A 21,962-nucleotide genomic window follows, 5' to 3' on the forward strand; every position below is an offset into this window, starting at 1 on the left:
GTTTGCATCCCGGTTAATCTTGAACAAGTAAAAAATGTTCCTATGAAAAGGATTTTTATTGTTGCAATACTTTTATGGAGCAGTTTGTTGCCCGGAGTATCTGTTGCTCAGGTGGATCCTCACTTTTCGCAGTATTATGCTTATCCGTTGTGGTTAAATCCCGCATTGACCGGTGTTATAGATGGTGACTACAGGATCAGTGGTGACTATCGTAACCAGTGGGCCAACTATGGTAAACCATTTTCTACAGCCGGTATTTCGGTAGATGCTGCCACCGATAAAAATATAGGTGTAGGTCTCAATGTAGTGAACATGTCTGCCGGTGATGCCGGGTATAATTATTTTAATGGCATGGCCAGCGTATCCTATAGCGGGGTAAAATTTGGAAAAACACAAACAAGCCGCCTCGTTTTTGGTCTTCAGGCCGGCGTGATCAACAGAAGGGTTGATCCGGCTAAATTCCAGACCGGTAGCCAGTATCAGCCTGTAATAGGTTATGATCCGAGTATTGCCAATGGTGAAAATGTAACCACCACTTCTTCTTCAGCATTTGATGCTGGTGCAGGTGCGGTGTTTTTTGATGGCAATCCTAATCATATGTTTAACCCGTTTGCAGGATTTGCTGCTGCGCATCTTACACAACCTAAAGATCCGTTTGGATCTGCGGGATCAGACAAAAGATTGCCTGTCCGCTACCTCTTTCATGGTGGTACAAAAATAAAATTGAATGAGCAGTTCAGTCTTACGCCAACAGGGCTTTACATGCGTCAGGGGAATGCAGAAGAGATCGTAGCCGGCATGTATGCACAGCTGGCGGTAAACCCGGAATTTGACTTCCTGCTAGGTGGTAATTACCGCTTTAATGATGCGGTGATTCCTTTTGCCGGTTTCCATTTCAGAAACTTTGTACTGGGACTCAGCTATGATGCCAATGCATCTAATATGCGCCGCCTGGTGAATGGCAGTCAGAGCTTTGAAGTATCTCTTTCCTTCATCAGCCGTAAAAGAAGAGTGCTCAATGAAGAATATTTTATTTGTCCCAGGTTATAATTCGCACCTTGAAATCCTATTAGAATGGAGGAAAATATTTATACAGAAACAAGAAATGGTACCCTCATGAAAAAAATTATACTCTGCTGGCTGGTAATTTTTGCAGGAATAATTAACTCCATACAGGCGCAGTATGTTTATGATTATAAGCATACTGCTGATATCTATTACAACGCAAGAGATTATTATTCTGCTGCACAGTATTACAATAAAGCCCTTGGCAGCTTTAAGATAAAACCAGAACAGGTACTGCCCTATACCATTGCCGGTGTTGTTCCCCCTAAAGGCAAGCTGAAAGACTACCAGCAGGTAGTAGCAAGGTTAGCAGAATCTCACCGCCTGTACAACGATTTTGGCAATGCTGAAAAATGGTATGCACAACTGGTCGGTTTCAATAATCCACAATATCCCCAGGCGACTTATTGGTATGGTATCTGCCTCAGGGCTAATGGAAAATATGAGCTGGCGCTGGAAGAATTTAATAAATTCAAAAAGAGCTATACAGCGGCAGACGAGCTATCTGCCCGTGTTCCGCTTGAAATTGCCTGCTGCGAATTTGCCATAGCGGAAGCAGGCCGGCAGCCGCGGTTTACCATCGCCAAAACTTCCGGTAATGTAAATGAAGGCGGCGCTAACTACGCCCCCGTAGTGATAGATCAGGGTACAATCATGTTTACCTCTTCCCGTGCCGATAATCCTCCTTTGCCCAACGGCACCAAAACCAGTACAAAGCAAAAGGCAAAAGATAAAAAGGGTACGCCTTATGTAAATGATCTCTACACCGCTATAGGTGGTAATAATAATTTTGAACACAGTCGCCGGGAGAAGATTCCTGCTACCAAAGGATATGATCAGGGCGCTGCTGCCTTGTCGCCGGATGGGTACTCATTGTACGTAACCCGGTGGACGGTAAAGAACGGGGTAAAACAATCTGCTATCTACCTGAGTACAAAACATGGAGACAGCTGGCAGGAACCTAAAATATTGGGAAGTAATATCAATGTGGAAGGCTATAACTCCATGCAGCCCTTTATTACAGCGGATGGCAAATACCTGCTGTTTGCCTCCAACAGGCCCGGGGGCATGGGTAAAAATGATCTCTGGTATTGTATTATGAACGGAACTGTACCGGGTGGTGCACGTAATATGGGTACGGCTATTAATACCAAAGATGAGGAACAGGCCCCTTTTTATGATGCAGAAAAAAATGTGCTGGTATTTAGTACGGATGGCCGTGTAGGTCTTGGCGGTATGGATTTTTTCCAGAGTGAAGGCGACTTTGGTACCTGGTCAGCACCGGTAAACATGGGTAAGCCGCTGAATTCCCCTAAAGATGATATCTACTATACGGCATTGAATAGTAAACATCCTTTTGCCGCAGGGTTTATCAGTTCAGACAGGGAGTCGATCTGCTGCCTGGAAGTTTTTGGTATTAGCAGGATCCGCAAAGTGGCCAGTGGCCTGATCCTGGATTGTGATACACACCAGCCGCTGGAAGGCGCAACCGTTACCCTGCTGGATACTATCCGCCGGAAAACGATTCAGACAATTACCCTGGATGAAACCGGCCGTTACAGTTTTGAAGTAGATGTACAACGCTATTATAAAGTGGTGGCCGAAAAGGAAAATTATTTTACCAAAGCCATCTACTTTAATTCGGAGTCACTCACAAGTGTAGACTCTATGGATAACCCAACCCTTTGCCTCAAACATTATGAAGTAGAGAAACCCATTGTACTGGATAATATCTACTATGATTTCGGTAAAGCTACCTTGCGTCCTGAATCCCAAATGGTATTGGATACAGTGGTGGATATGCTGAATGATAATCCAAAAATTACCATTGAAATGAGTGCACACACAGATAGTGTCGGCTCCGTTAAATTCAATGATCAATTATCACAGGAACGTGCACAGTCATGCGTGGATTACCTGATCAGTAAAGGCATTTCATCAGAAAGACTTATCGCAAAAGGATATGGCAAATCACATCCGATTGCACCTAACTCGCTGCCTAATCATAAAGATAATCCGGAAGGCCGTCAGATGAACAGGCGGACAGAATTTAAAGTGTTGAGCAAACAGGTGTCTGTAAGTACAGACAACAGCAGTCAGTAAACCAGTACCATATTAAGCTGCCGGGCTATGTTCCCGGAGCTCCCATATCCTATAATTATCGACGAAGTAGCCGGCCGTAAGTGCCGGCTATTTTTTTATCTCTCAAAAAAAATATACCGGATGCAGAAAAATAAAAGCATACTCCTTTATAAAAAAAGAGTATGCTCCGAACAGTTTTAATTTTACGAAATACTAATTGCTTTCGCCAAAGTTGCCGATAGCAAGCGTGTCTGTTGAAGTCTTGCTGTGCATCACTTTCAGGTAGGCGGCATAGTGTACTGCGTTATCAAATTTAAATGCAGTATCCTTTGTAGCGCCCGAAGCCTGTTTGAGTGTAATTTTTTTCACGTTTTTAAACAACTCTATATTCATCGCAGCACCCGTACCTTTCACGTCTTCGTTGGCGTATAAAGTATCTGTTAGAGGTGTGGTGGTGGTGCCACCAATAAAATATACCTGGTGCGACGTGTCTTTCACATTTTTAGTAAGTGAAAGTATTACATTGATAGAGCTGTCTGTGTTTTCCGTAACAGTGATGGCGCCTACATCTTTAGTAGCGTCGGCACCGGTGCCTTTCAGTGTAAATGATTTGGAACGTGGTGTTGGCACTGGGTCCGGGTTGTCGTCATTTGAGCAGGAAGTAAAAGTTATACCCAATACAGTAGCCATCACGACTCCCGTTTTGAGAGCATGTTTGTTAAACATAAGCATAATTTCCGTTTTACGAAGGTGTTAAGGTTGCAATTTTTGTTCAGGTTTCCGGCGCCTACCTGTTATTAAACGACATACAAAATAAAAAGTTACAGATACAGGTAAGTGTTTTTTAAAATGCAATTTTTGTGCCCGCTACAATCCTTTACTGCACTGTGTTTCCGGAGCGATTATTTTTTTTGAGAAGACGATTATTGATATTTTTATCGGGAAAAATTTTGATCAATCAAAAATTCCTTTACTTTTGTTTGGCATCTGAAGATGTGAAAATAATCGCATTATGAAAAATTAATCAGACAGCGGTTTTCCCGTTTGTCGCCCCTTCCCGCTTCACACAATTTAATAGCAGCATGGCTGCTGTTGGTTTCCATTTTTATTATTTTAATGATTCGTTATGTCTACAGAGACGCCAAAGCTGTCGCGTGTTGGCAGTTTTTTCAAATTATTTAAGATAGCTGTTGCCGGTACTGAAAAGGAGTTTACGACCGGTAGCATTGATCGTGCTATATTTTTGCTTTCCATTCCTATGGTCCTGGAAATGGCCATGGAGTCATTGTTTGCCGTGGTCGATATTTTTTTTGTGAGCCACCTGGGAATCAATGCTATTACCACAGTGGGCCTCACAGAATCTGTACTGACGCTGGTATATACAGGTGCTATGGGATTGAGTGTGGCGGCTACTGCTATGGTGGCGCGCCGGATAGGGGAAAAAGATCCGGATGCGGCAGCGCATGCTGCTATGCAGTCGTTATACCTTGGGTTTTTAATATCGCTGCTTATCACCGTTGTGGGTATTTTTTATGCCAAAGAGATCCTGTTGCTGATGGGTGCATCACAGGAAGTGGCTGACTACGGTTACGTGTATACGAAGATATTACTGAGCGGTAATCTGGTGATTGTATTGCTGTTCCTGATCAACGGTATTTTCCGCGGAGCAGGTGATGCGGCGCTTGCTATGCGTGCATTATGGATCTCCAATGGATTGAACATTTTGCTTTGCCCCCTGCTTATTTCGGGTTGGGGGCCTGTGCCTGCGCTTGGCCTGAAAGGTGCGGCGCTGGCTACTTTCATTGGCCGTAGCGCCGGCGTTTGTTACCAGTTGTATCACCTGATAAGAGGAAAAGATCTGATCCGCATTGCACGTAAACACCTGGCGCCTGCGCTGCCCGTTATTGTGTCTATCCTGAAAATAGCTGCCGGCAGCACTGCACAAATGTTGATCGCATCTGCCAGCTGGATCTTCATGGTACGCATTATTTCTTATTTCGGGAAAGATGCAGTAGCAGGATATACCATTGCTATCAGGGTGGTTATTTTTACCATGTTGCCGGCCTGGGGAATGGCGAATGCGGCTGCTGCCCTGGTAGGACAAAACCTGGGAGCAAAGCAACCGGAACGTGCGGAGAAATCGGCCTGGCGTGCTGCTTTCTTCAATATGATCTTCCTGGGGATTGTATCCATCATTTTTATGGTGGGCGCGCCTGTTATCATAAAGCTGTTTACACATGAGCCGGTGGTAGTGAATTACGGGATACAATGTTTGCGACTGATCAGCCTCGGTTACATCGCCTATGCTTATAGTATGGTACTCACACAATCGTTTAATGGCGCCGGCGACACGCGTACGCCTACACTCATTAACCTTTTTGCATTGTGGATGTGGCAGATGCCTTTGGCCTGGCTGTTGGCCGTATGGCTGGATTTTGGCCCCCAGGGCGTGTTCTGGGCTATCGCCATTTCTGAATCTACGATGGCGGTAGTAGCTATATTGCTCTTCCGCCGGGGAACCTGGAAACAGGTGAAGATTTAGCTTCCTGCTTTCTGCAGAAGTAATTACCTTTGCCTGGTTTTGCATGAAACTTTAACTCAATAAACACATAACAAACAGCATGTCACTCACTGTCGTTGGTACTATGGCATTCGATGAAATCGAAACGCCTTTCGGAAAATCAGGAAAGATCATTGGTGGTTCAGCCACTTATATAGCTTGGGCTGCGTCCAACTTTGTAAAGCCTATTAACCAGGTATCCGTGGTGGGTGAAGACTTTCCGCAGTCGGAACTGGATGCGTTGTCTGCCAAAGGCGTGGCATTGGATGGTGTACAGATCAAGAAAGGGGAGAAATCCTTTTACTGGTCAGGTAAGTATCATATGGATATGAACACCCGTGATTCACTGGCTACAGACCTCAATGTACTGGCCGATTTTCAGCCGGTAATTCCTGAAAGCTACCAGGGTAGCGAGTTTCTGATCCTGGGCAACCTGACGCCACAGGTGCAGATAAGTGTACTGGATCAACTGAAGGTAAAGCCTAAACTGATCGTGATGGACACCATGAACTTCTGGATGGAAGTAGCATTGGATGACCTGTTGAAAGTGTTGAAGAGAGTAGATGTACTGATGGTAAATGATGGAGAAGCGCGTCAGTTGAGCGGTGAGTATTCACTGGTAAAAGCTGCCCGCAAGATCCTGACCATGGGGCCACGTTATCTCATCATTAAGAAAGGAGAGCACGGTGCACTGTTGTTCTACGAAAACCACGTATTCTTTGCACCTGCCATGCCGCTGGACGATGTATACGATCCAACCGGCGCCGGTGATACCTTCGCAGGTGGCTTTATCGGTCATCTTGCCAAAACAAAGGATATCTCTTTCGAGAATATGAAAACAGCCATCATCGTAGGTTCCGCCATGGCTTCCTTCTGTGTGGAAAAATTTGGGACTTCCCGCCTCAGAGAAATTACCCATGAAGATATTTCCGCCCGCCTCGAACAATTCGTTCAGCTGGTAAATTTCGATATCGACCTTGTTTAGAAATTTGAGATTTACGAATTTTGGTATTTAGGAATTTAGCGGAGAACTAAGCGTATTAATAGTCGCTCAGATCTCCGCTAAAATTAAATTCCTAAATACCAAAATTCGTAAATCTCAAAATTATTTAAAGATTCCATTCAATACCGCTGCGAGCCTTAATCCTCCTTTCAGGAGTTGTTGATTCAAATCTTTTACAAATACATAATTATAGCGGTAGCTGAGTTTTGCATCCGGTTGGGTGTATTCATATACTTTATCTGACAGCAGATGTGAATCATAGAGCCAATCGGCGATGGTGCCGCTTTGCAGGCTCTTTACTTCTGCGGTGGTGGCGATGTCAATGGCTTTAGTGTATTCTGTGTAGCTGAGCTGCTGAAAATCAATCAGGTGTTCATCCCATACCCGGTGCAGGTTGGTGGGTCTGTCAAACCAGGTTACACGGATTTTGTTACCGCCCATATCTTCATCTCTTCCTACGTGGAGGGGCATGTGCATGTCGCCGATCATGTGTACGAGGAAGGTGAGTGCAAATACTTTTTTGTCTTTGGAGAGCGAGCGGTTTTTCAGGTCGCTGATCATGGCCAGGGTTTCGGTATACAAATTTTCGCCGGTAGCGGCTTTTAGTAAGCTGTCAAATTCCGGACGGTTCACATTTGCGGGGAAGTCCAGGTAATGCCAGGTGTTGGTATGATCATACTGGTGTGTGGTGTCGGATTTAATAAAGTCGGGCCAGTTAGCGATCATGGCCAGGCTCTGCCGGCCAAGGATGCTACCAATGGCTTTCCGTGCTTGTGGTGTAAGGTGTTGATACGCTATCTCTGCTACTATCCGGTGACCGTTGGGACCCCATGCAAAGCTGGCTAAAGGCAGTAAAAAGGCCAGCAACAGGCCCATTAAGATCTTTTTTCTCATAAGTACGTCCTTGATTAAGGGGCTAAATTAAAGCTTCTTTTTTAACACTTTAACATCCCGGTTCTTTAGTATTTTTACAATACTGCTCAAAAAGATCATTCAATATGCCTTTTAAGTTACAAGCTCCATATGCTCCTGCTGGTGATCAGCCGGAAGCGATTAAACAATTGACACAAGGATTAGAGGAAGGAGAACCGTTCCAGACCCTGCTCGGCGTGACGGGTTCGGGTAAAACGTTTACAGTGGCCAATGTAATTCAGGAAGTACAGCGCCCTACCCTCGTACTCACACACAATAAAACCCTGGTAGCCCAGCTTTATGGGGAATTACGGCAGTTTTTTCCGGATAATGCCGTGGAATACTTCGTGTCCTATTATGACTACTACCAGCCGGAAGCGTATATGCCGGTGAGCGATACCTATATAGAAAAAGATCTCGCTATTAACGAGGAGCTGGATAAGCTCCGGCTGAAAGCCACTTCCAACCTGCTTTCCGGCCGGAGAGACATTATTGTGGTGGCCAGCGTGTCCTGTATTTATGGTATGGGTAACCCTACGGATTATGAAAACGGGATCATCCGGATAGAACAGGGACAGAAATTAAGTCGCAATACCCTCCTGCATGGATTGGTGAACTCTTTGTACAGCCGTACTACCGGTGATTTCAACCGGGGTAATTTCCGGGTAAAGGGAGATACGGTAGATATTAACCTGCCCTATGTGGATTACGGGTATAGAATTACTTTTTTTGGAGATGAGATAGAAGAGATAGAAAGTTTTGACGTGCAAAATGGCAAGCGTATCGGCACCATGGAAAATGCCGCCATCTTCCCGGCAAACCTCTACCTCGCGCCGAAAGACATTATGCAACAGGTGATCTTTGAAATACAGGATGAACTGCTTGCCCAGGTGGAGTATTTTAAAGCGAATGGTAAGCTGATAGAGGCGCAGCGCCTGTCTGAACGTGTAAATTACGACCTGGAAATGATCCGGGAGCTGGGCTATTGCAGCGGTATTGAAAACTATTCCAGGTTCCTGGACCGTCGTAAGCCAGGCACGCGGCCATTCTGTTTGCTGGACTACTTCCCCAAGGATTTCCTGCTGGTAGTGGATGAAAGTCACGTAACCATCCCGCAGATTGGCGGTATGTATGGCGGCGACAGGTCCCGTAAGCTGAACCTCGTGGAATTTGGATTCCGGCTGCCTTCCGCGCTGGATAACCGGCCACTCAACTTCTACGAATTTGAGAATATGCTGAACCAGACCATTTTCGTGAGTGCAACACCTGGAGAATATGAGCTGCGGAAAACAGAAGGTGTGGTGGTGGAGCAGGTAGTACGTCCTACCGGCTTGCTGGAGCCGCCTATTGAAGTACGCCCCAGTGTGAACCAGGTGGATGATCTCCTGGAGGAAATAGACAAGCGGGTGCAGAAGGGCGACCGTGTGCTGGTGACCACACTCACCAAACGTATGGCGGAGGAAATGGACAAGTACCTGGGACGTATTAATATTAAGTCAAGATATATCCACTCCGAAGTGGACACGCTGGAACGTATTGAAATATTGAGGGATCTCCGTTTGGGTAATATAGACGTACTGGTGGGTGTGAACCTGTTGAGGGAAGGGCTCGATCTGCCGGAAGTATCATTGGTAGCTATACTGGATGCGGATAAAGAAGGCTTTTTGAGAGATGAACGTTCCCTGACGCAGACGGCGGGCCGTGCTGCGCGTAATGTGGACGGGCTGGTGATCTTTTATGCAGATAAGATGACAGACAGTATGCAGCGTACCATTGATGAAACGGATCGCCGCCGTGAAAAGCAGGTAGCTTATAATATTACACATAATATTACCCCCCGCACTATCCGGAAAAGCAAGGAGCAGATCATGGGGCAAACTTCCGTATTACAGATCAAGCATTATGATGAGTCTTCTCCTTATGCAGTGCATGATGAGCTGTCGCTGGTAGCGGAAGATGCGATGGAATACGCGAAAGTGTCTGCGGCTGCGGTAAAAACCATTCCGCAGATGGAAAAAGCTATTTCCAGGGTGAAGAAGGATATGGAAAAGGCTGCCCGTGATCTTGATTTTATGGAGGCTGCCCGTTTACGCGATCAGATGTTTGCAATGGAACGCGAATTACAGGAAATGAAGCAATGATGAACCGGCTGATTTAATAAACGCATATAGAATTATATGTAATATGTTTTAGCTGGTTTGAGAATGTAATTTATTTTACATAATCTATAATTTATTGATTTACAATATGATAATGCCCATGTTGCTACCTTGTAGTAACGCGGGCATTTGGCTTTTTTGAAAAATGTTAATCTATTCATAATTTATTCTTCAAATATCTGATTATCAATTATTTAATCTGATTATTTCTGCCTTAAAAAACTTTGATATGACGAAAAATAATAATTAACATTACAATTATTATTAATATAATTGACTTAATCCCAAATATCACCCCTAAAATTTAAATATTTCTATTTTTATCGACTTCTATTTGATGTTTTAAATTTCACACCTACTTTTATTTAAGAAATTTAAAAATCAAGTGCTATGAAGAAAAACACATTTCAAGACTATCTACCATTCATTTTCCTTGCGATCGTGGCAATAATTGGAATTTTTATTCCCACACTGCCCAGTTTTGCCAATGTGAGCGAATATAATAATGCGGATATCGCCTGGATTTTGGTAGCCTCTTCTCTCGTATTTCTGATGACTCCGGGTTTATCCTTCTTTTACGGAGGGATGGTCAACAGAAAAAATGTTATTTCAACTATGGTGCAAAGCTTTATCGCTACCGGTTTGATCAGCATTGTTTGGGTAGTAGTAGGATTTAGTCTGGCATTTGGTAAATCAGTTCACGGTTTTATCGGTGATCCCACCACTTTCTTTATGTTCAAAAATGTAGGGTCAGGAGCCCCGTGGAGCCTGGCCCCCACTATTCCGCTGTTGTTGTTCGCCCTCTTCCAGATGAAGTTTGCGATCATTACGCCCGCCCTGGTGGTTGGTGCAGTAGCGGAAAGGATTCGTTTTACTTCCTATGTACTGTTTATGATATTATTCAGTTTGCTGGTGTACGCACCAATTGCACACTGGACCTGGCACCCCGATGGCATCCTGTTTAAAATGGGTGTACTGGATTTTGCCGGTGGTACGGTGGTACATATTTCTGCCGGTTGCGCTGCATTGGCTGGTGCGCTGGTACTGAAACGCAGGAAGGATCACGTAGAAAAGAAAGAGTTGCAGCCTGCAAATATTCCCTTTGTATTATTAGGTACCGGTTTACTGTGGTTCGGCTGGTTCGGTTTTAACGCAGGTTCTGCATTGGGCGCCAATGCCCTGGCTGCCAGCGCATTCGCTACTACCAATACAGCTACAGCTGCTGCAGGTTTATCATGGGTATTTTTTGATGTGATCCGCGGCAGAAAACCATCCGCACTCGGTTTCTGTATCGGTGCAGTAGTTGGCCTCGTAGCTATCACGCCCGCAGCCGGATTTGTTGCTATCCCGCAAAGTATATTCATCGGATTTATTGCTGCCATCATTTCTAACATGGCGGTACATTGGAAATCAAAAACCAGCATCGATGATACGCTCGATGTATTCCCCTGCCATGGTTTAGGTGGTATCGTGGGTATGTTGCTGACTGGTATTTTTGCCACCAAAGCCATCAACCCCGGTGGCAACGACGGCTGGTTCTATGGCAACTTCGACCTGTTCAAAAACCAGGTATTGGGTATGCTGATCGTAGTAGGATACAGCTTCGTGATGTCTATCGCCATCTTCAAACTGATCGACTTTATTCACCCGCTCCGTGTTACGGAAGATGAAGAAGCACTCGGCCTGGATGTTACACAACACAACGAACATTATCATCCTGCATTATTAAGCGTGAGTGATAACGGTTTTCTCAAAGAAGAAGATGAACTCATTCACTCCTGAAAAATATTGCGTATGATCATAGCAAATGAAAGAAAGCTCTTTGATACAGATCTCTATCAACTATATTAAAACGTATATGCGATAACGTTAGAAAAAACTGGAATGGATAATTAATAGCTGGTCTGCTGTAAGAAGTGGAAACTGCAACGGATTTTAAGTTATTAATTATTCATTCCTTCTATGAGGAACAAACATGCACCCCCCAAGACAACGCGCAAGAAAAGGCCGCATCGTTACTTACCATTTTATCAACCAAACTATAAGTACATGAAACGAATGTTAACGACCTTATTCGCTGTGGGTAGCACCTTTGTTGCCTTCGCCCAGTCTACAGACACTTTGCCGGCACCGGCGTTCAAGTTATCCGGTTCTGCTGATGTATATTATAAATACAACCTGAACGGTAACTACACTGATAATAAAACCAGCTTCACCAACTCACATAATTCTTTTGAATTAGGTATGGTGTCCCTGAAAGTGGAACACGGGTTTAAAAAAGGAAGCATTGTAGCAGATCTCGGCTTTGGAAAAAGAGCAGGAGAATTTTCCTACAATGATTTACCGGAAGCCTCCACGGGCCTGTCAATGGCTATCAAACAATTGTATGTTTCCTATGAGCTGACAGACAAAATAAAAGTAAGTCTTGGCAGCTACGCCACACATATTGGTTATGAACTGGTGGATGCCTATCTCAACAGAAATTACAGCATGAGTTACATGTTTAGTAACGGCCCTTTTTTCAGTACCGGCGTAAAAGCTGATATAGCACTTAGCTCTTCTCTGAGCGCGATGGTAGGCGTTTTTAATCCTACCGATCTTAAATCAGTCACCTTAAACAGTCATAAATATATAGGCGCACAACTGGGCTTTGCCCCGGCAGAAACGCCCATCAAATTATACCTCAACTACCTCGAAGGGAAAGATACTTTTGGTATCCAGAACCACCAGGTAGACCTGGTAGCCACCTACCAGTTCAATAAAGTATTGGGACTGGGGTATAATGGTACTTACAGTACCTATTCAGATACCAGGGATAAATCTGCACCGTCAGGGAGTAAAAACTGGTGGGGATCTGCGCTGTATGTTAACTGCGACTTCACTGACAATTTCGGGCTTACGCTGAGAGGTGAATATTTCAGTGATAAAGACGGCCTCAAAGTATTCAGCGGCGTGCCGGATGGTGGGGATGTGCTGGCAGGCACCTTATCATTTAACTATAAAGCAGGGAACCTTACTATTATCCCGGAATTCAGACTGGATAAGGCTTCTGCCGATATTTTCAACAAATCGGGTGGGGCGCCTTATAATCTGACCTCTAATGTCCTGTTAGCCGCAGTATACCATTTTTAAAAACGGAATCTGGCTCATTTTGAAAGAAGAAAGATTGAAAAGCCCCAACCAACAAAAGCCATCCCGGCAGGGGTGGCTTTCTTTTTTTCTGACAGGACGATTTAATTCTTTCCGGGTATTTTAATCATAACCGGCAGATCATTATCTTGGTAAAAAAAATAAGATGTTACAACCTTCCACGTTGAAATTCCTGAAGTCACTCAAGTTGAATAATAACAAAGGCTGGTTTGATGAGCACAGAGATACTTACCTGGCTGCCAAGGAAGATTTTGAGAATATGGTGCAGCAACTGATAGACGGTATGGCCAGACAGGATGCCACATTAGCCGGTTTGCAGCTGAAAGACTGTGTTTTTCGTATATATAAGGACGTTAGATTTTCAAAAGACAAAACGCCTTACAAAATAAATATGGCTGCCTCCTTTCAGGCAGGTGGAAAGAAGTCACCGTTAGCCGGCTATTACTTTCACCTGGAGCCCGGAGGCAATAGTTTTGCCGGTGGTGGTTTGTGGATGCCGCCTGCACCTGCGCTGAAAAAACTGCGCCAGGAAATAGATTATAACTTCGAAGAATTTGAACACATCATTTCCAACAAAGAATTTATCAAACATTTTGGAAAAGTAGAGGGAGATGCCCTTAAAACAGCACCACAGGGATACCAACCGGATAACCCGGCTATTGCCTATCTTAAATTGAAAAGTCTTATTGTTACACACCCTGTTACGGATGAAGCATGTATACAGCCGGCGATGGTAAGAGAGATCCTGAAAACATTTGCACTCATGCAACCCTTCCTGCAATTTATTAACCGTTCAATGGATTGAGAAAAGTAAGGTTTATTAGTTTATGGATAGTTTTTTATTAAGGGGTATCTGCCAGCCTATAAACTAATAAACCTGATCTTCCCTGGAATGCCCAGGATTAATTTTTGTGAATAAGAAATTCGAACGGACGTGCTTTGCGGTTCTTCAACAGATTTTCTTTGTCCGTACGCGCGTGGGCAAAACGCTGATTGTACACATTTGCCACTTCGATAATGGGAATTATTCCGTCCAGTGTGTCCTGTTGATCAACGATGTTCATGATACGGGATACCTGTGAGGAAAAGTTGGTACTCCACTCTTCGGTAAACTTATGCATTAACAAAAGCTCACGATTGGTGTTGGTTTTCATAGGATTAAAGGGTGTTTTCTGATTAGAAAATAACGAAAATATCCGGCATCTCTCTAAAATTGGACTACTCTTTTAGTAAAAGTATAGTTGGCATAGGATTATACTATCAAAATTGGTTTTTATATGTCACAAATCAATACTACTTCCGTGTAATTTTTATGTTTTGAATGTTATTCTTTTATGAAAAGGAGAAAAAAAAGCAAGCGATAAAACGCTTGCTTTTAAGTACTTACAGATATCTTTTCGTATAGTCATATATGGGAGCTGCGCTTAAGGCCCTTTAAGGGCACTAATTACATAGCACAACAGTATGATTACCATGATTACAACCAGTTCTTCTGTTGGAGGTATTCTGCAATCTGAACAGCATTGGTAGCCGCTCCTTTACGCAGGTTGTCTGCTACTATCCACATATTCACTGTTTTAACCTGTGTTTCATCCCGGCGGATACGACCCACAAACACTTCGTCTCTATCATGCGCATCTTTTGGCATCGGGTACAGTGATTTAGACGGATCGTCTACAACTATTACACCTGGTGTATTTGCAAGCAAAGCACGCAGCTCGTTCACTTCGTATTCAGATTCAAACTCGATGTTTACCGCTTCGCTATGGCCGCCCATCACCGGAATACGTACAGTCGTAGCCGTTACCTGGATCAGGTCATCACGTAAAATTTTCTTCGTTTCATTCACCATCTTCATCTCTTCTTTCGTATAGCCGTTATCGAGAAATACATCTATCTGTGGAATCACGTTCAGATCTATCTGATAAGGATACGCCATTTCACCGGTAACCCCCTGTCTTTCATTCATCATTTGCGTTACCGCTTTAACACCGGTACCGGTTACTGACTGATAGGTAGAAACAACTACTCTCTTGATTTTATATTTTTCGTGCAAAGGTTTTAACACCAGCACCATCTGTATGGTAGAACAGTTAGGATTTGCGATGATTTTATCTGCCTGTGTAAGGGCATCGCCATTTACTTCCGGTACTACCAGCTTTTTTTCCGGGTCCATTCTCCAGGCACTGGAATTATCGATGACGGTAATGCCTGCTGCTGCAAATTTTGGCGCCCACTCAAGAGAGGTGCTGCCACCGGCAGAAAAAATAGCCACATTGGGCTTCATGCCTATTGCAGTTGCAGCATTTACCACCTTCCAGGTTTTTCCCTTAAATGTTACTTCCTTACCAACGGACTTCTCAGAAGCCACGGGAATCAATTCAGTCACCGGGAAATTTCTTTCCGTTAACACCTGTAACATTTTTGAGCCTACCAGTCCGGTTGCTCCTACTACTGCAACTTTCATTTTGTTTTACATTTTTAATTTTGGAAGCATAAAATTAGTGTATAACGGCCTCTTTTCATAGTAATGTGTCTTATTTATTCCTGTTAAGATGTAATTAACAAACTGCCGGATTTTTGTAAGTAGGTTTGAGTAACCCCAAAATTGAAAAGTATGTATACCCCCATTGTTTGCGCAAGCCTGCTACTACAGGCATTTGCAGCCCCCGCGATGTGGAAGGATTCTTCCGCACCCGCCATTTATGATATTGTTATTCATGAAATTATGCCTAAACCAGCTCCTGTAGCAGGATTGCCACCATACGAATACGTGGAGTTACGAAACAGGAGCAGTAAGCCTGTACAATTACAAAACTGGCGCTTGGGTGTAAACAAGCGGGAAGCCGTGCTGCCGGCTTATTTGCTGCAGCCGGGCGGTTTACTCCTTTTATGTGCACCCGCCGCTGTGAGTAGTTACCCTATTACCAATATAGTGGGTGTAGACCGTTTTCCCGCGCTGGCAGATGATAGTGGACTGGTAACGTTGTATAATGAAAACAAAAATGTTATACACGCGGTGGCATATAATAAATCCTGGTATGCCAATACCAGCAAGGATAAGGGAGGATTCAGCCTGGAAATGATCGATGCTGCCTGTCCCTGCTGTGGTAAAATAAACTGGTGCGCTTCCCTTTCCGCTACCGGTGGTACACCCGGTACTTACAATGCTGCCGCAGCTATCACCACTGATTTTTCCCGCCCGGACCTGTACTACGTAGCGGTGGCGGACAGCCAGCACATTATCCTGCACTTCAGTAAAACGGTAGACAGCCTGGTGGCCGCGGATCCTGCGCATTACCAGCTGAGTGACGGATCTGTAACAGCCGTCACGGTAACGCCGCCATTATTTAATACAGTCACCCTGCAATTATCCGCTGCCTTGCAGCCGGATCGGGTATATAATGTAACTGTAACCGGCGTAACCAGTTGTGGTGGCCCTGAGAGCGGTTTAAAAAATACGGCTGCATTTGGGCTTCCACAATTACCGGAAGCATCGGACCTGGTTATAAATGAAGTGTTGTTTAATCCGCCACCCGGTATTCCAAAGTTCATTGAATTATATAACCGTAGCAATAAAGTGATAGACCTGCAACAGGTGCGCATATGCGCCAGAAAGGCGGCCGGCAACCTGGACATCATTAAAAATATAGCACCGGAAGGCCATATTCTGTTACCGGGACAACTGCTGGCCTTAACTACATATGCCGACCTGTTATGCGCGTATTACACCTGTAAATCCCTGGAAAGCATAGCGGAGGTAAGTAGTCTGCCTACGATGCCGGTAGAAGAAGGTACCGTGGTACTCCTGCGTGCCGACAGCCTGGTACTGGATGAAGTGCCTTATACGATAAGTCTGCATTTTCGGTTGGCCAGCCAGTTAAAAGGTGTGTCGCTGGAACGGCTGGATTATAACAGGCCGGCAACGGATACGGACAACTGGCAATCTGCTGCTGCCACTGCGGGTTATGCTACGCCCGGTTATCCTAATTCGCAGCAGTGGGCAGCACCGGAAACAGGGGTGAATATTTCACTGGCTCCGGCCATTTTTTCGCCGGACAACGACGGCGTTGATGACCAGGCGGTGCTGTCGTACCTGTTGCCGGAACCTGGCTGGATCGGCAATGTGACTGTTTATAACGCCAGCGGCAGGCCGGTACGTTATCTTGCCCGGAATATTTTACTGGGAAATAAAGGCGTTGTAAACTGGGATGGATTTGGAGAAAATACAGTAGTTTTACCAGCAGGGATTTATATATTTTTTATAGAGATATTTAACCTCAAAGGTCAGGTGAAACGCTGGAAACACGCCCTGGTCATGGCACGAAAGTTGAATTAATGGGGCCCCCTGCTAACGGCTTTTTTCTAGTGAAAATTTGTCAGCGGGCAATCTATTATAATTATTTATATTTGCGCTTCCTAAAAATTTGAACATGCAGTACAGAGAAATTGTTGCAGTAACCGGATTGGGCGGTTTGTTTCAGTTAATTGCCAGCAAACAAGATGGCGCTATCGTTAGGTCACTGGAAGATAAAAGTACAAGGTTTGTATCTTCCCGCGTGCATAATTTTACTCCACTGGAAAGTATAGAAGTATTCACCACCGGCGAAAACGTAAACCTGGCTGAAGTATTCAAAGCCATGGACGAAAAAGCGGCTGCTTTTCCTTTGGCTGATGGTAAAGCAGATAATAAGGCTATTAAAACTTATTTCCAGAGCGTATTCCCTGAATTCGATGAAGAAAGGGTATACGTGAGTGATATGAAGAAAATGGTGAAATGGTTTGGTATCCTTAAAGCAAATGATTTGCTGAAATTTGAGGAAATCCTGGCTGACGGTGAAGAGGAAGTGGAAGAAGAAAATGCTGCTCCGGCTGCTGCCAAAAAGGCAAAAGCTGAACCGGCTGTAACCACCGATGCAGATGCCGGCGATGAAAAGGCTAAAAAGCCCCGCGCTAAAAAAGCTACCAAAGAAGAAGGCGAAGAAGGTGCAGAAGAAAAAGCACCCAAAAAAGCAAAAGCTAAAAAAGAAGGTGAACCTACTGCTGAAGGCGAAGAACCTAAGAAAGTAGCGAAACCCCGCAAGAAAAAAACAGAAGAATAATTTACGATTTTTGATTTTGAGATTTATCGTGCAGCGAATACCAACATTTATTATTCAATGTTAATCTTCGCTACACAGTAAATAAAAAAATCTCAAAATAAAAAAATCCCAAAATATTTCAGGCTTCTATGTTACCGGTATTTCCTGTAGCATAGAAGCCTGAATCATTTAGGAATTTATTGATTGTTACCCGGGAAAGAGCAATTTCTGCGGAGAAAGCTGCTGTTAAAAGCACAAAAATCACTAAATTCCGAAATCCGAAAATTCGAAAATAAATTGACTATGAATGCAGATATAAAGAAACTTCCGCGCCACTTTTTGCCGGAGACGTTCAAAGTAACAACCTGGGAAACCCTGCTACCCTACTTCGAAGCATTGCAGGAACGGAGTATCAGTAATGTAGCTGACCTGGAGCAATGGTTGAAAGATATGAGTGAGCTGGAAGCCGTGATCAGCGAAGATGCTTGCTGGCGCCAGATCCGCATGACATGCGATACCACCAGCAAAGAACTGGAAGAAGCTTTCACTTACTTCTGTATGGAGATACAGCCCAAACTGCAACCCTATGCCGATGCGCTCAATAAAAAATTGCTGGAAACACCGTTTGTAAAAGGACTGGATCAGGATCTCTATAAAACATATCTCCGCAATGTAGAAAAACAGGTGAAACTGTTCCGGGAAGAGAATATTCCTATTCAGGCTGAGTTGAGTGTAATGGCACAGCAATACGGTGTGATAGCTGGCAAGATGACGATCACTGTTAACGGACAGGAATATACGTTGCAGCAGGCTGCCAAGTTCCTGGAAAACAGTGACCGTGCGCTGAGAGAAGAAGTGTTTACCAAAACAGCTGCCCGCAGATTACAGGACAGGGCTGCATTGGATCAGCTATATACCGGCCTCGTTCAGAAACGCGACCAGGTAGCAAAGAATGCCGGATTCGCCAATTACCGCGACTATAAATTCGTGGAACTGGGCCGCTTTGATTATACCAAAGAAGACAGCTTCCAGTTTCACGACGCCATCAAAGCGCATATCGTACCACTGGTACAACAGATCCTGGAAAAACAAAAAGAAAAACTACAGCTGGATACATTAAAGCCCTGGGATACAGAAGCAGAACCTGTAGGTGTGAAGCCACTCGAGCCATTCCAGACAGGTGAGGAACTGGTTACAAAAGCCATCGCCACTTTTGATGAACTGGGCCCCTTCTTTGGCAACTGTTTACGGGTAATGAAACAAATGGGCCGGCTGGACCTGGAAAGCCGTATTGGCAAGGCGCCGGGCGGTTATAACTGTCCGCTGTCTGAAACCGGTGTGCCGTTTATCTTTATGAATGCTGCCGGGCAAATGAAAGACCTCACCACCATGGTACATGAAGGTGGCCATGCGGTACACTCTTTCCTGAGCCACAACCTGCCGCTAAGTGCCTTCAAGGAATACCCGATGGAAATCGCCGAAGTAGCCAGCATGAGCATGGAACTATTTACCATGGATCACTGGAGCATCTTCTTCGATGATGCAGCACAACTACGCCGTGCACGTTTACAACAACTGGAACGCGCCATTACTATATTCCCATGGATTGCTACCATTGATAAATTCCAGCATTGGATCTATGAACATCCGCAACATACAACGGAAGAACGTACCGCCAAATGGCTGGAGATCTTACAGGAGTTCTCCCCTGCTGTGGTAGACTGGACAGGGCATGAAGATTATCGTGCTATTACTTGGCAAAAACAACTGCACTTGTTTGAAGTACCTTTCTATTACATTGAATACGGTATTGCGCAATTAGGTGCCATCGCCATGTGGAAACAATACAAGGAAAATAAAACACAGGCGCTCAATAACTACGTACAGGCGTTAAGTTTAGGTAATACCAAAACACTACCCGAACTATATAAAGCTGCTGGTATCAGGTTTGATTTTTCTCCGGCTTATGTAAAGGAACTGGCTGATTTTGTGAAGAGCGAGATAGAGAAAATATAATGATTTACGGATTTACGATTTTTTGATTTTGAGATTTGAAATGCAGCGGAGATCGATATTTAAATAATCTTCGCTGCATTTCAAATCTCAAAATCAAAAAATCGTAAATCCGTAAATTATTTACATGCTTTACACACCCCGCTTACAATCACTTCCACATTGTGAACGGCATAGCCTTTAGGTAATTGGATTTGTGGGATATCTGTTTCATCCAGGCAAAGGGTATTGCCACATGCTTCGCATTTAAAGTGAACATGATGATCATGATGGTCGTGTTCAGAACATTCCGATTTGCACACGGCATATCTTACGGAAGTATCTGAAGTAGGTATTTTATGGATAATACCTTTATCGAGGAATGTTTGTAAGGTGCGATATACGGTAACGCGGTCAAATGATTTACCGGCCAGCTTTTCAAAGTCACTGTGTTCCAGTGCGCCATTGCTTTTCATGAACAGTTCCAGTATTTTGGTCCTGGTATCTGTAACACTCAGTTTACTATCCCTTAATAAAACGCCTATTCTTTCTGTTATTTGTTGTTTGGTGCCCATGATGAAAAAAACTTTATTCTTCCATTAAACGGTCTATATCTACGATCAGCTTATTTACATCCTGTTGTTTGGTGCCTTCGTAGAGACCGCGTACCTGTCCTGTTTTATCTACCAGTGCAAACCATTGAGTGTGCACAAAATCATCTTCTCCGGTGTAGGTACCGTCATCTACCAGGTAACCCTGGCGTGCCAGTGCATACAGCTGCTTTTTATCGCCGGTCAGGAACCACCAGTTTTTGGCGTCCGCGCCATGTTTGGCTGCATAGGCTTTTAATACCGGAACACTGTCGTGCTCAGGATCTACGGTATGTGAGAGGATGAGGAAATCAGGTTTGTTCTTATATTTTGCGTATATCTTTTCCATGTTGGCATTCATCTTCGGACAAATACCCGTGCAGGTAGTGAAGAAGTATTCGGCCACATAGATTTTATCTTTTACATCTTCTTTTGTCCGGGTATTACCTTCCTGGTCAGTAAAGGAAAACCCTTGAACAACGTGACCGGGAGCGCCCAGGATCGGCAATTTTTCCTTACCCAGAAAAGTTCCCCTGTCTGCTTTAATCAAAAAACCGGCATATCCGAGGAAACCCACACTCAATACCGCAAAAAATACAATCAATGTTATCGCTTTCTTTGACATAGGTAAAATCCCTTTTTTCGTTCAATATACAAAGGTAGGATATAGTTCACAGATGCACATCAATGAAGCGGAACACTGCTTTTTTGGGATAGATTAACAAGTGCTTATATATGCTGCAATTGGTAATTTATCTCATTAAAAACTTTTTTTACTGTACTGCACATCCTGGTTCCTGCCGTTAAAAAATAGTTCACATGCTAAAATTAGGAAGATTTATTTGCAACATTGTTGCAAATTGTTTTAGATTTGTTTCCGGAAAGAAAAACGGAGGTATGGGAGAGAATATATTACGGCGGATGAACCTGGATGCTGTAGGGATTGGTGCTTCTTTGATTTGTGCTGTTCATTGTGCGCTGTTGCCATTATTATTTGCAGCACTTCCCCTGTTGGGAGTGGAATTACTGGAAAATGAACAACTGGAGTATGGATTATTGGCAGGCTCCTTTCTCATTGGATGTATAGCCTTGGGAAGAGGGTATTACCGGTACCACCGCCGGTTGCAGCCACTGTTGCTGTTTGCGTCGGGATTTATATTGCTGCTCGCTGGGCATTTCTGGCCGGTAGCAACTGCCTGGGCGGCCTTTATCATCAGTGTAGGCGCTGCTGCTATCATCGCGGCGCATTTGCTGAATCACCGTCAATGTAAGCAGTGTAGAATACACGAACCACATTAACAATCAGATATGGAAAAAGTTCTTCTTTTTCAGTTATTTAGGCTGGACTAAATAATATTTGAGGCAAGT

At 44.1% G+C, this 21,962-nt stretch carries 18 protein-coding genes; 12 read left to right on the forward strand and 6 right to left on the reverse strand.

What is annotated here, in order from left to right:
• Positions 1–42: 42 nt before the first annotated feature.
• A complete protein-coding gene (locus ABQ275_RS24845) occupies positions 43–1,050 on the forward strand; it encodes a PorP/SprF family type IX secretion system membrane protein (RefSeq protein WP_349315846.1) in 1,008 nt (335 codons plus the stop codon).
• 66 nt (positions 1,051–1,116) lie between these two features.
• Positions 1,117–3,168: an OmpA family protein gene (locus ABQ275_RS24850; RefSeq protein ID WP_349315847.1), complete on the forward strand. Its 2,052-nt coding sequence runs from the start codon at positions 1,117–1,119 to the stop codon at positions 3,166–3,168.
• A gap of 192 nt (positions 3,169–3,360) precedes the next feature.
• Here the strand turns inward: ABQ275_RS24850 and ABQ275_RS24855 are convergent, their stop codons facing one another.
• Positions 3,361–3,879 carry a hypothetical protein gene (locus ABQ275_RS24855; RefSeq protein WP_349315848.1) on the reverse strand — a complete coding sequence of 173 codons (519 nt, stop codon included), beginning with the start codon at positions 3,877–3,879 and terminating at the stop codon, positions 3,361–3,363.
• A gap of 394 nt (positions 3,880–4,273) precedes the next feature.
• On the opposite strand from ABQ275_RS24855, the gene ABQ275_RS24860 reads away from it, so the two are divergent.
• Positions 4,274–5,689, forward strand: coding sequence for an MATE family efflux transporter (locus ABQ275_RS24860; protein WP_349315849.1), 1,416 nt, complete (start codon positions 4,274–4,276; stop codon positions 5,687–5,689).
• A 79-nt stretch (positions 5,690–5,768) separates the two neighbouring features.
• Positions 5,769–6,692 carry a PfkB family carbohydrate kinase gene (locus tag ABQ275_RS24865; protein WP_349315850.1) on the forward strand — a complete coding sequence of 308 codons (924 nt, stop codon included), beginning with the start codon at positions 5,769–5,771 and terminating at the stop codon, positions 6,690–6,692.
• A 120-nt stretch (positions 6,693–6,812) separates the two neighbouring features.
• On the opposite strand, the gene ABQ275_RS24870 is transcribed toward ABQ275_RS24865, so the two are convergent.
• Positions 6,813–7,604 (reverse strand): S1/P1 nuclease, encoded by a 792-nt coding sequence (locus tag ABQ275_RS24870; protein ID WP_349315851.1) that lies wholly within the window; start codon positions 7,602–7,604, stop codon positions 6,813–6,815.
• Positions 7,605–7,708: 104 nt separating this feature from the next.
• On the opposite strand from ABQ275_RS24870, the gene uvrB reads away from it, so the two are divergent.
• The 4 genes from uvrB to ABQ275_RS24890 all read left to right on the forward strand — a co-directional run bounded on the left by uvrB (position 7,709) and on the right by ABQ275_RS24890 (position 13,736).
• Entirely contained in the window at positions 7,709–9,763 is a 2,055-nt protein-coding gene (gene uvrB / locus ABQ275_RS24875) for an excinuclease ABC subunit UvrB (protein WP_349315852.1), read from the forward strand.
• Positions 9,764–10,171: 408 nt separating this feature from the next.
• Positions 10,172–11,563 (forward strand): ammonium transporter, encoded by a 1,392-nt coding sequence (locus tag ABQ275_RS24880; protein WP_349315853.1) that lies wholly within the window; start codon positions 10,172–10,174, stop codon positions 11,561–11,563.
• Between the two features lie 267 nt (positions 11,564–11,830).
• On the forward strand, positions 11,831–12,913 hold the full coding sequence (locus tag ABQ275_RS24885) for a porin (protein ID WP_349315854.1): 1,083 nt from the start codon (positions 11,831–11,833) through the stop codon (positions 12,911–12,913).
• Positions 12,914–13,076: 163 nt separating this feature from the next.
• On the forward strand, positions 13,077–13,736 hold the full coding sequence (locus ABQ275_RS24890; RefSeq protein ID WP_349315855.1) for a DUF2461 domain-containing protein: 660 nt from the start codon (positions 13,077–13,079) through the stop codon (positions 13,734–13,736).
• A gap of 97 nt (positions 13,737–13,833) precedes the next feature.
• Here ABQ275_RS24890 and ABQ275_RS24895 read toward each other — a convergent pair whose 3' ends face one another.
• Positions 13,834–14,085: a hypothetical protein gene (locus ABQ275_RS24895; protein ID WP_079471700.1), complete on the reverse strand. Its 252-nt coding sequence runs from the start codon at positions 14,083–14,085 to the stop codon at positions 13,834–13,836.
• Between the two features lie 323 nt (positions 14,086–14,408).
• A complete protein-coding gene (locus tag ABQ275_RS24900; protein WP_349315856.1) occupies positions 14,409–15,398 on the reverse strand; it encodes an aspartate-semialdehyde dehydrogenase in 990 nt (329 codons plus the stop codon).
• 150 nt (positions 15,399–15,548) lie between these two features.
• On the opposite strand from ABQ275_RS24900, the gene ABQ275_RS24905 reads away from it, so the two are divergent.
• The 3 genes from ABQ275_RS24905 (at position 15,549) to ABQ275_RS24915 (ending at position 20,028) form a co-directional block, all read left to right on the forward strand.
• On the forward strand, positions 15,549–17,270 hold the full coding sequence (locus tag ABQ275_RS24905) for a lamin tail domain-containing protein (RefSeq protein ID WP_349315857.1): 1,722 nt from the start codon (positions 15,549–15,551) through the stop codon (positions 17,268–17,270).
• A 94-nt stretch (positions 17,271–17,364) separates the two neighbouring features.
• Positions 17,365–18,033, forward strand: a complete 669-nt coding sequence (locus ABQ275_RS24910) for a DUF5606 domain-containing protein (protein ID WP_349315858.1) — start codon at positions 17,365–17,367, stop codon at positions 18,031–18,033.
• A gap of 282 nt (positions 18,034–18,315) precedes the next feature.
• Entirely contained in the window at positions 18,316–20,028 is a 1,713-nt protein-coding gene (locus ABQ275_RS24915; protein WP_349315859.1) for a M3 family oligoendopeptidase, read from the forward strand.
• Between the two features lie 116 nt (positions 20,029–20,144).
• Here ABQ275_RS24915 and ABQ275_RS24920 read toward each other — a convergent pair whose 3' ends face one another.
• On the reverse strand, positions 20,145–20,579 hold the full coding sequence (locus ABQ275_RS24920; RefSeq protein ID WP_349315860.1) for a transcriptional repressor: 435 nt from the start codon (positions 20,577–20,579) through the stop codon (positions 20,145–20,147).
• Positions 20,580–20,592: 13 nt separating this feature from the next.
• The gene (locus ABQ275_RS24925; RefSeq protein ID WP_349315861.1) at positions 20,593–21,219 is read right to left on the reverse strand and encodes an SCO family protein; all 627 of its coding nucleotides are present in this window, start codon (positions 21,217–21,219) and stop codon (positions 20,593–20,595) included.
• A gap of 272 nt (positions 21,220–21,491) precedes the next feature.
• On the opposite strand from ABQ275_RS24925, the gene ABQ275_RS24930 reads away from it, so the two are divergent.
• Positions 21,492–21,893: a MerC domain-containing protein gene (locus tag ABQ275_RS24930; RefSeq protein ID WP_349315862.1), complete on the forward strand. Its 402-nt coding sequence runs from the start codon at positions 21,492–21,494 to the stop codon at positions 21,891–21,893.
• Positions 21,894–21,962 lie beyond the last annotated feature (69 nt).

It is taken from the genome of Chitinophaga sp. MM2321 (assembly GCF_964033635.1).
GTDB lineage: Bacteria > Bacteroidota > Bacteroidia > Chitinophagales > Chitinophagaceae > Chitinophaga.